This is a genomic window from Hydrogenivirga sp. 128-5-R1-1 (assembly GCF_000171895.1).
This window is the reverse complement of the sequence record NZ_ABHJ01000038.1, coordinates 1-4,991: the sequence shown is the minus strand read 5'-3', so window position 1 is coordinate 4,991 and position 4,991 is coordinate 1. Positions and strand designations below refer to the sequence as shown.

4 protein-coding genes, 1 tRNA gene and 1 pseudogene are annotated in these 4,991 nt (G+C 28.4%); 1 reads left to right on the top strand and 5 read right to left on the bottom strand.

Going from position 1 to position 4,991, the window contains the following annotated elements; translation table 11 throughout:
* Both HG1285_RS06000 and HG1285_RS06005 read right to left on the bottom strand, forming a co-directional pair.
* Positions 1–1,122: pseudogene (locus tag HG1285_RS06000) on the bottom strand (CCA tRNA nucleotidyltransferase); the annotation flags it as partial.
* 14 nt (positions 1,123–1,136) lie between these two features.
* Positions 1,137–2,447, bottom strand: a complete 1,311-nt coding sequence (locus tag HG1285_RS06005) for a DHHA1 domain-containing protein (RefSeq protein WP_008288250.1) — start codon at positions 2,445–2,447, stop codon at positions 1,137–1,139.
* Positions 2,448–2,484: 37 nt separating this feature from the next.
* On the opposite strand from HG1285_RS06005, the gene HG1285_RS06010 reads away from it, so the two are divergent.
* Positions 2,485–2,571: transfer RNA gene (locus tag HG1285_RS06010), tRNA-Leu, on the top strand.
* Here the strand turns inward: HG1285_RS06010 and HG1285_RS06015 are convergent.
* The 3 genes from HG1285_RS06015 to HG1285_RS19755 all read right to left on the bottom strand — a co-directional run.
* Complete coding sequence (locus tag HG1285_RS06015) at positions 2,572–4,203, bottom strand: methyl-accepting chemotaxis protein (RefSeq protein WP_008288249.1); 1,632 nt, start codon at positions 4,201–4,203, stop codon at positions 2,572–2,574.
* Positions 4,204–4,223: 20 nt separating this feature from the next.
* A complete protein-coding gene (locus HG1285_RS06020; RefSeq protein ID WP_008288248.1) occupies positions 4,224–4,628 on the bottom strand; it encodes an acyl-CoA thioesterase in 405 nt (134 codons plus the stop codon).
* A partial coding sequence (locus HG1285_RS19755; protein ID WP_008288246.1) for a hypothetical protein occupies positions 4,625–4,991 on the bottom strand: 367 nt, incomplete at its 5' end. The genes HG1285_RS19755 and HG1285_RS06020, both read right to left, overlap by 4 nt.

Below are 4,991 nucleotides of genomic sequence, written 5' to 3'. Positions count from 1 at the left end.
ATTTATTAAATCTTTTCCAGTTATAATTCTTTCTTTACTTTTATTTAAAACTTCAAGTATTTTCTGTGAGATTTCAGACGGCAAATAAGATATTAAAAATAATGTTGTTTCCGGTTTTATTTCCTTCAGTATTTTATACAGTATGCTGTTTTTTATACCTGTGTTTATCTTGTTTTTTATTTTAAAAAATTCTTCAAATATTTTAATAGCTTCTTCAAAGTGGAGTTTTTTTAATATAGATATTGAAGATTCAACAGGTAAATGGTACATAAGACTAAGTAGATAAACAGAAGATTTATTTACCTTAAAATTTAATTGGCTTGTTAAAAATATATAATAATCCCTTATTTTTTCTAAAATTATCAATCTTTCTTCTGTCATTTCAAAATAAGGAATTATCTGGTTTAAAACTTTATATTTGTACATTAAGTTCAGTATTTCTACTACCTTCTCTTCATTAAAAGTTAAGTTAAGCTCAAGATTCAGTCTTCCTGGTGCAGCTGCTTTTATGAGATTTTGGTCAATAGCTATTTTTAAAAGTTTTTCTGTAGTTTTTCCAAGAGAGAAATTAAACCTTCCTGAAAATCTTAGTGCTCTAAAAATTCTTATTGGGTCTTCTATAAAACTTAGCTGATGTAATATTCTTATCTTTCCATTTTTTATATCTTGAAGACTGTTAAAATAGTCTATAAGTATTCCAAAGTTATCCTGGGTAAGGTTTATAGCAAGTGTATTTATTGTAAAATCTCTACGATATAAATCTTCTTTTAAATTTGATTTTTGTACTTTAGGATAAGCTCCCGGGTATTCATATATCTCCTTTCTTGCTGTGGCAAAGTCAAATTTTATATTACCTACTTTTACCTGTGCCGTCATAAACTCTTCAAATTTATTGAATTTACCTTTTTTTTTCTTTGCAAATTCTTTAGCAAGTTTAATTGCATCACCTTCAACAATAATATCTATATCTAAATTTTCTCTTTGCATTATAATGTCCCTTACTATACCTCCAACGAGGTAAACCTTCATATTAAGTTTTTTTGCAATTTTACCTATATCTTTGAGGGTATTTACTATTTTTTCAGGAAAGTATTTTTCTAATTTTTGTTTAAAGTTGTACATTTTTGGAGTTAATCTTATCCTTGAAATGAAAAGGTTTCTTCCTTTTGAAACGCATCAAAATGAATTGCCCCAAGGATAGACCTTTTTGTTATGTATCCTATAGGTTTGTTATTTTTTAATACAGGGAAAATGTCCTGGGCTGCTTTTAATGCAATGCTTTCAGCCTCATATACAGGAGTGTTATGTTTAAAAACAAAAATATCATCAATTAAAATATCTTTTATTTTTAAATTTTTTACACCATGTTTTAACGCGTTTTTTATGGTTCGTGTAAATACTATTCCTTTAAAATTATCGTATTCATCAACAGCAAATAAAAAATATTCATTTAAATCTTTTTCCTCTTTTATCTCCTCATTTAAATTAACCTTTTTAAACTCTTTTATAGCGAAATTTTCAATGGTTTCATCTTTTAAAATGTATTTTGTGATAAGAAGTTCAAGTTCACTTTCTATATCTTCGTATTCAATATCTTTTACAACAGCAGATGCTGCTCTTTTATGACCGCCACCACCAAAAACTGAAAGGATTTCATTTACATTTATATTTTTAGACCTTGCAATTATAAATATTTTGTTTTTGCTTATTATCAGGAGAAAAAATGCATCTAAATTGTTAAATTCTTTAATATTATTTAGATGGCTTGATATGTCAGGAATGTAGTCAGAATAAAATACTTTTGATAATCCTATTTTTTTGTCTTTTATTTGTAGAATATGAAGATTTTCAACTGCTGTTTCAAGTATCTTAAGAGCTTTTTCGTCTATTTTATTTGTTAAAATGTTATTTACTATGTCAAAATTAATTCCTGATTTTATTAAAAACTTCAAAGCATCAACATCATCTTTAGTAGTATTTGTATATTTAAAAGAACCTGTATCCTCATATATACCAAGAGATATTAGTGTGGCATCTTCTATATCTAATTTAATCTTTTTTCTTTTGATTTTTTTTACAAAATATGTTGTGCAAGCGCCGTAAGGAACAGATATTTTTTTTAAATAATCAGGCAAATATTTTATTTTTTCATGATGGTCAATCACGGTAATTTTTTTAAAATTACTTATCCCAGTTTCTGCTAAAATCTGGTCAATTTTTTTTAGAGATGAGGTATCTACTATATATATTTTTTTTAGGTTTCCTATATTTTCTTTTTTTATTATTTTGTTTTTCAATTTGTTTTTAAAGTAATTGACTGCAAGTTTTACAGTGGCAGAGTAAGAATGAGGAAGTAATATGTATGTATTTTTCTCAAGTATTGTTAATGCATAAGCGGAAGATAAACTATCAAGGTCGCTTCCTTCAGTTAATAATACTACTTGCAAAATATAATCACCTGCTTTATAATATTTATCTGTTTATGCCCAGGTGGCGGAATCGGCAGACGCGGCGTCTTGAGGGGGCGTTGCCCGAAAGGGCGTGCGGGTTCGACTCCCGCCCTGGGCACCATCAAGTTTTAAATTGGTCTAACATTTTCACCAGTTCTTCTGTTGAACTTTCTAACTGTTTTATTTTTTCTACCACTTCTCTTGTATCTTCACATGACTGCTTCATAATTTCAGAAAAACTATGGGTTTTGTCAGATATTTCTTTTAGGAGTTTATTTTCCGTTTTTACTTCACTTCTGATTTTATCACCTACTTCAGTTACGATGTTTATCTTATTAACTATCTCATCAAATACTATTTCTGTTTTTTGCGCTGTTTCCACACCTTCTTCTACACTTTCTTTTGCAGATTCCATTTCTTTCTTTGCATTTTGAGCATCATTTTGTAGTTTTTCAATAATTTGATTTATTTCCTCTGTAGCCTTTCTTGTCCTTTCTGCAAGATTTCTAACTTCATCTGCAACTACTGCAAAACCTCTTCCAAACTCACCTGCTCTTGCTGCTTCTATTGCTGCATTCAGGGCAAGTAGGTTTGTTTGATTGGCAAGTTCATTTATAACATTTGTGATTTTTCCAATTTCTTCAGAGGAAATACTTAACTCTTCTATATTACTTGCTAACATTTCTGCTTTTTCTTTTATTTGATTAATTTTCTTAATTGTATCTTCAATACTTTCTTTTCCTTCTTTTGTTTTTTGTAATGTATCTTGTGTCGCATTTTTTAACGTTTCATTTACAGTAATATCAATTCTTTCTGCAGAAGAGTTTAGTTTGGAAATATTTTCTAATATTAAATTCAATGAATTTTCCTGCTCTGAAGCAAGTTTTAAAGTTTTTTCTCCATCTTGTTTTAAATCGCCTGTTGTGTTAAATAGCAATTTTATATTATTTTTCGCTTTTTCAAAAACTTTATTTATAGATTCCATTAAGTTGTTAAAGTAAATTGAAAGTATGGAAATTTCATCGTTTCCTTTCTCTGTCATTCTTGTTGTTAAATCTCCCTCTACAGCTTTAGAAAAACTTTTTACAAATTTGTCTATCGGTTTAGATATGGTTATTATTATTCCTATTAAAATAAAGGCTATTACAAGTAAAGAAATAGGAGCTCCTATGTATATTATTTTTTTTATAAAGTCAATTTCTTTCTGGACATCTTTAAATCCTCTTTCAAAATGTTGAGCTTTTATTTCAGCTACTTTTTGGAAGTATTTTCTGGCTTCTTCTCCTATAGGAGAAGCCTTTTCATGATATATGGTATAAGTTTTATACCTTTCCTCTGGAGGCACGTCTTTTAAAGGTTTTACAATACTGTATTCTGTACTCAGTGCTTTTTCTGTAAGTTTTTTGGCTTTTTTTATAAGCTCAAGCTCATCTTCCGAAAGAGCTGTCCCCATTAATTTATTAAAGTTTGATTTTATCCTTTTTATTCTTTTTTCTAATTTTTTTATACTTTTATCATAATCAGCTCCAAGCATTATATCTCGTGTAAGTTTACTCTCGTAATTTTTATCCAGATTAATTAAAAGGGTTAGTATCTGCCCCTGCACTTCCTTATTTTTTAACTGCTGAAACTCTCTTTCTACTGAATTTAGATTATATAAGACTATACCTGCCATGAAGAAATAAGAAAACATTACAAGCATTAGTACTAAGTAAAGCTTTGACTTTATTGTCATTTTTCTAAATAAATCCATGTTTACCACTCCCGGATTTTTTATCTTATCGTATTTTGTTCTATAATTCTTAAAAATTCCTTTGGAATTGAAAGCATTTTTTTATTTTCTTTTTTTACAAAACAATGTTTAGTTTCACCTGTGCAAATAATATTATTATTTTGATTTGTGAGTATATATTCAAATTTAAAAAAATATTTATTTAATACTTTAGGATACATCTTAATATAAAAAATATCACCAAATTTTAAGAACTTTTTATATTTTACTATAAGTTCTAATAATACCACATCTAACTTTAGTTCATCTCTAACTTTTTCATAAGGTAATCCGTTTTTTTCTAAAAAATACCCTCTTGCTTCTTCAAAATAACGGGGATAGTTTGAATGGTGCACTATCCCCTGGGCGTCTGTTTCGTAAAAGAATACTTTTCGTGAGTAAATCATACTTCTATTTCTCTAACTGATTCCCACATTCTTGCTGCACCTGCAATAAACCCTTTATTAAACTCATCTATTTCTACAGAAATTGATATAGCATCTTCTACATTTCCATGGTCAAGGTCAAACTGTGTTAATAGAGCTATTGTAATAACTCCTTTGTCTATAAGAGCATCCCACGCTTCACCATAAGGAAAAGCCATAAACACCTGACCGTTATCTTTATGAAGAGATATAATTAAATATGCTTCATCAGTTTCATTATCATAATCAACATCAACTTCTAATTCCCAGCAACTTTCTTCATTTTCAATCATTTGCTGTAAATAACTATCTGGTTCAATTATTGCTATAATTTCACCATCGTCA

Excerpts from the sequence above, each read along its gene's own strand:
- HG1285_RS06015 (WP_008288249.1), bottom strand. The coding sequence starts at position 4,203 with ATGGATTTATTTAGAAAAATGACAATAAAGTCAAAGCTTTACTTAGTA.
- HG1285_RS06020 (WP_008288248.1), bottom strand. The coding sequence starts at position 4,628 with ATGATTTACTCACGAAAAGTATTCTTTTACGAAACAGACGCCCAGGGG.